This window comes from Actinoplanes sp. NPDC048791, from assembly GCF_040650095.1.
In the GTDB taxonomy this organism is placed as follows: domain Bacteria; phylum Actinomycetota; class Actinomycetes; order Mycobacteriales; family Micromonosporaceae; genus Actinoplanes.
In genome coordinates, this window is sequence record NZ_JBEZGQ010000861.1 from 1 (window position 1) to 3,580 (window position 3,580).

A 3,580-nucleotide genomic window follows, 5' to 3' on the forward strand; every position below is an offset into this window, starting at 1 on the left:
GTTCGCGCCCAGCGCCTCGCCGTCGGCGTCGCAGCCCGCGGCGTCGGCCACGCCCGGATCGGCGGTGGCCGCGTCGGGCCCGCTCCGGATCCAAGGGCCGGGCGTGTCCGACCACCTCGACCGGCGCGGCCTGTGGAAGGCCGACCGGGCTGCCGGCAACGCCGACGGGTGGTGCACCTTCCGCGACCGGATGCTGGCGACCACCCATATGTCCACCCTCTACCAGTGCAAGGGGCCACCGGACTCGTTCGCCGGCGACCAGACGATCGCGGTCGACGTCGGCATCGTCACCGAGGGCGCCTGCGCCGTGATCTGGTTCCGGTTGATCGACCGGCACGGTTACGTGGCCTCGTTCTGCGAGAGCGAGATCCGGCTCGGGATCGACGAGAGCTCGGGGAACGGGTTCAACTCGGAGCAGCGGGTCGCCTCGAACGCGTTCCGGGTGGGGCGAACGCACCGGGCCGGCATCTCCGTGCACAACGGCACGGCCGAGGTGACTGTCGACGGCGCGCCCGTGCTGAGCATGCCGGTCACCGACCCGCAGCTGGTCGCGGGCCGGGTCGCGCTCGGAACGCTCAACGAGGCGAGCGCGGAGGACGCCACAGTGGCCTTCGCGAACGTCGATCTCCGGTCGCCGGTGGTGGGTCAGCCGGCGAAATTCACCGATCCGACGACCGGCTCCAGCCAGTCGGTGGTGGAGCTCTACTCGTACGATCCGGTCGCGCACTCCGCGGTGGCTCAGCCGGTGCTCGTGATGGACAGTGCGGACTACTGCCGGCAGTTCAAGATCGACCCGGACGACATCAAGTGCAGCGACCCGTTCCAGGTCGTCGAGAGCGACACGAAGGTGACGATCCCGGTCCGGTCCCCGCCGAAGCTGACGGCGTGGGAGAACGTCGGCGGCGGGGACGACATCGTCTCGGTGCGCGCCGGCGCCGGTGACTCGATCTCCGCGTCCAAGTTCACCAAGTGGCTGGCCGGGAAGGAGGAGGGTGGTCTGGTCGCGGTCACCACCACCGACGGTGAGGTCACCACGCTGACCAGGATCGACAACTTCTGACCCGGTTGCGTCGCGGTCCCGGTCACCGCAGGAAGCTAGATCATGCGGCGCCGTACCCGCCACACCACCACACTGATCAGGACCGCCGCGGCGGCGACGAACAGGGCCGCCTCGATGAGCTGGAATGTCCAGAACCGGTCGGCCGGGTGGTAGACCCCGTACTGCTGGATGCCCCGCGCGTGCAGGAACTGGTTGAGGTTGGCGCCGGCCCGGTCGGCGGCGTCCTCCAGCTCGTAGTACTCGGTCGAGCTCAGCCTGCGCCCGGTGGTGTCCGCGTAGCCGCGTTCGATCATCCAGCCAGCGAAGCCGGAGCCGCCGACTCCGACCGGCTCCAGGGTGGTCAGCGGCGTGGCGTACGCGGGCCGGGCCAGCAGCGCCACCGCCATCCGAGCGGCGAGGAACGCCCCGAACGCGACACCGAACGCGGGCAGGCTGCGCCGCAGGATCGCCCCGGCGGCGGTGGCGACGCCGAACGCGAACAGCGCGTACGCCACCGGAACAAATCCCTCCAGGTCGAAGGCGTCGTACTGGAACCGCCCTTCCCACGCGTCGAACGGCTGACGGAACCAGGTGAGCTCCGCGGTGAATAACCCGGTGAGCGCGACGGTGACGCCGGCCAGTGCCACGAGCTTGGCGGCCAGCCAGCGCATCCGCGGCACGGCCTGCGTCCAGGCGAGCTGCCAGGTGCCGTCCTCCAGTTCACGCGCGAGCAGCGGCGCACCGAGGAACGCACCGATCACGACGGGGACCAGATAGAAGGCCGCCAGGAGGTTCTCGACGTACCCGAACTCCTCGTCGAGCCGGCGGAAGGAGGCCGTGCAGGCCTCGTTGACACCGGCCTCTCCCGCACACCGGGCGGGACCGCCGGGGAACAGGTCGTGGGCCTGCGTCCCGAGCACGAGCAGGGCGATGCCGAACACGCCGACCAGCAGACCCAGGACGCAGACCTCGGTCCGGTGCTGACGCCAGATCAACCACGTCATGACGCCACCCCCGACGGGACCGCGGCGCTCGGCTCGGACGTCCGGCGCAGGTACGCCAGCACCAGGTCCTCCAGCGCGACCGGCTGGGCCTGCCACCCCGGCGCGGCCGGGATCCCGCCGTCGCGTACCAGCAGGGTCGTGTGCCGGTCGCTGTGGACGGCCTCCACGACGGTGCCCGCCCGGTCGAGGTCGGTGGCCGTGCGCGGGCCGACGAGCAGCCGGTGCTCGGCGAGGAGGGCGTCGATGTCACCGGTGAGCGTGACCCGGCCCTGGTTGAGCACGACCAGGTGGTCGCAGACGCGCTCCAGCTCGTGCACGACGTGGGAGGAGAACAGGACGGTCACTCCGCCTTCGGCCACCGCGCCCATGAGGACCTGCATGAACTCGTGCCGGGCCAGCGGGTCGAGGCTGGCCACCGGCTCGTCGAGGACCAGCAGGTCCGGTCGCTTGGCCAGGGCCAGAGCCAACGCGACCTGGGCCTGCTGGCCGCCGGAGAGCGTACCGGCCCGGCGGTCGAGCGGGATGCCCAGCTTCGCCAGCCGGCGCTCGGCCAGCCCCTGGTCGAACCGCAGGTTGCAGGCCCGGCCGAAGCGGAGCATCTCGGCGACGGTGAAGCGCTTGTACAGCGGGTGGTCCTGGGCCAAAAACCCGACCCGGGACAGCGTCTGCGGGGTGCTGGCGGTGACGTCGTGGCCGAGGACCTCGACCGTGCCGGTGCTCGGGGCCAGCAGCCCGACGACCAGGCGCAGCAGCGTGGTCTTGCCCGCGCCGTTCGGCCCGACCAGGGCGATCACGCCGCCCGCCGGCAGGGCCAGGGTGCAGTCGCGCAGCGCCCAGCCCTTCCGGTACCGCTTGCCCACACCGTCGGTGCGCAGCGCGAACCCGGTCGCTGTCACGCCACGTCCTCGTTCCTCATCTGCTGGTGGACGGAGGCGAAAAGTGCGTTGACCGCCTGCTCGTCGAGGCCGGCCGCGTGGGCGCGGCGCAACCAGGTCGCCAGGCCGCGGCGCAGCGACGTGTACGTCGAGGCCGACATCGCGGCCGACTGCTGCTCATCGACGAACGTGCCCTGGCCGGGCCGGCCGGTGACCAGGTTCTCCTGCTCCATCTGCCGGTACGCCTTGGCGACGGTGTTCGGATTGATCGCCAGCTCCTCGACCACCTCGCGGATGAGCGGGAGGCGATCACCGGGTTGGAGAAAGCCCAGCAGCACCGCCTGGCGGACCTGCTGGACGAGTTGCAGGTACGGCGGCACGCCGGAGTGGGTGTCGAGCCGGAAGACGAACACGGTAGCTCCCTACTGCTCTACTAGTAACATAGTAATGCAGAGGTCGACGTGGCAAACCCATCTGGCACGGAAGGGGGAGCAAGGTCATCTCCGATCCCCCTAGCGTCTACCTGGACACGGATGCACGACCTCGGGGGAGCAACAGATGCGCAACATCGGGCGGGTAACACTGCTGGCGGCCGGCGCGCTGGGGCTCACGCTCGCGGCGGCTCCCGCCGGGGCCACGGCCGGCACCTTCGCGGCGGGCAG

General features: G+C 71.0%; 4 protein-coding genes. 1 reads left to right on the forward strand and 3 read right to left on the reverse strand.

Going from position 1 to position 3,580, the window contains the following annotated elements:
* A partial coding sequence (locus AB0C29_RS38575; RefSeq protein ID WP_360831350.1) for a hypothetical protein occupies positions 1-1,060 on the forward strand: 1,060 nt, incomplete at its 5' end.
* Positions 1,061-1,095: 35 nt separating this feature from the next.
* On the opposite strand, the gene AB0C29_RS38580 is transcribed toward AB0C29_RS38575, so the two are convergent.
* Genes AB0C29_RS38580 through AB0C29_RS38590 form a run of 3 tightly spaced genes read right to left on the reverse strand, consistent with a single transcriptional unit; the run spans position 1,096 to position 3,331 of the window.
* The gene (locus tag AB0C29_RS38580) at positions 1,096-2,043 is read right to left on the reverse strand and encodes an ABC transporter permease subunit (RefSeq protein WP_360831353.1); all 948 of its coding nucleotides are present in this window, start codon (positions 2,041-2,043) and stop codon (positions 1,096-1,098) included.
* A complete protein-coding gene (locus AB0C29_RS38585; RefSeq protein WP_360831356.1) occupies positions 2,040-2,939 on the reverse strand; it encodes an ABC transporter ATP-binding protein in 900 nt (299 codons plus the stop codon). The genes AB0C29_RS38580 and AB0C29_RS38585 overlap by 4 nt, the downstream gene beginning before the upstream one ends.
* The gene (locus tag AB0C29_RS38590; protein WP_360831359.1) at positions 2,936-3,331 is read right to left on the reverse strand and encodes a GntR family transcriptional regulator; all 396 of its coding nucleotides are present in this window, start codon (positions 3,329-3,331) and stop codon (positions 2,936-2,938) included. Before AB0C29_RS38590 ends, AB0C29_RS38585 begins: the two co-directional genes overlap by 4 nt.
* Positions 3,332-3,580 lie beyond the last annotated feature (249 nt).